Source organism: Xylanibacter rodentium (assembly GCF_013166575.1).
In the GTDB taxonomy this organism is placed as follows: domain Bacteria; phylum Bacteroidota; class Bacteroidia; order Bacteroidales; family Bacteroidaceae; genus Prevotella; species Prevotella rodentium.
In genome coordinates this window covers 1-1043 of record NZ_JABKKE010000065.1, presented here as the reverse complement: position 1 = coordinate 1043, position 1043 = coordinate 1, and the positions used below count along the sequence as shown (strand labels likewise).

Genomic DNA, 1043 nt, shown 5'->3' with positions numbered 1-1043 from the left:
TGACCTATCGTAAAGGCACGTCCACCGGAGGTCGCTCCTGAAAGCGCGAGCATACCATCCAGCGATGTAACACCGTCAACATAGCCAACGGCATTATAACCTTCCGAAACAAGATTACCTATCAAGGAATTTACTCCACCCCATGTCCATTTGTTCAAAATCTGCCAAACATTCCCTCTAAACATACCCATGTCTATTCTCCATGAATTTACGGTTCGCTTCCAGTTATACTGACTCACATTAAAACCATGATTGAAAATATTGCCACATTAGTGTCCACTAATGTAAATATATCTATTAAAATTCATAACTTTCGGCTCTGTATAAGATAAAATTATTGTGGTTATTTACCGTCTATTTACGATCATACGGGTAGATTATTATATAATTCATTTTATCCAACCCTTCCATATCATATATATATCGCTTGTCATAAATACGATTAGCTCTTATAGAGTCCAACCCATATTTCTCCAATGTTAATTGCTTCAGAATAAATATAGCAATATGACATCGACCGAATTCGTTACACATATAACCAAAATCATCGCGCGTAAACTCAGTGACGTCTCTACCATAAGGCTCTATTTTATATAATCCTTTAAATAACGTATATTTATACATATCAGTGAATCCCAATGTATCTTCACATGGATAAAATTCCCAATATATAGTGTCACTTGAATTATTCTGCACAGTCAAGAAAGGGGGAAGAGGGTAACATGCCGAAATACCACTGCATATCACCAACACAAAAAATATTTTTACCAATGTTTTCATATACGTAAGTTTTAAAATACAAACAATAAAGGAAATCCCATGGAAACTCCCGGAATAATATAATCAGAACAAGAACCATGTGAACCTGTTATAGGAAAAGAGTTATTTTCATTCTGTTTACCATTTCTCGGATTCTTGTATGGAGATTGCCATTTTTTTCCAGAAAATGAAACTATATCAAAATAGTTCTTATCACCTTCAACATATCCATCTGCGCCTCGACCATATTTTTTGTCAAAATACTCGGCACCAAGTTTACTGGC

General features: G+C 35.2%; 2 protein-coding genes. Both read right to left on the bottom strand.

The window, feature by feature from the left end:
• The coding region (locus tag HPS55_RS14055) for a hypothetical protein (RefSeq protein WP_172325120.1) at positions 1 to 185 on the bottom strand (185 nt) is incomplete at its 3' end.
• A gap of 606 nt (positions 186 to 791) precedes the next feature.
• On the bottom strand, positions 792 to 1043 hold a 252-nt coding region (locus HPS55_RS14050), incomplete at its 5' end, for a hypothetical protein (RefSeq protein WP_172325118.1).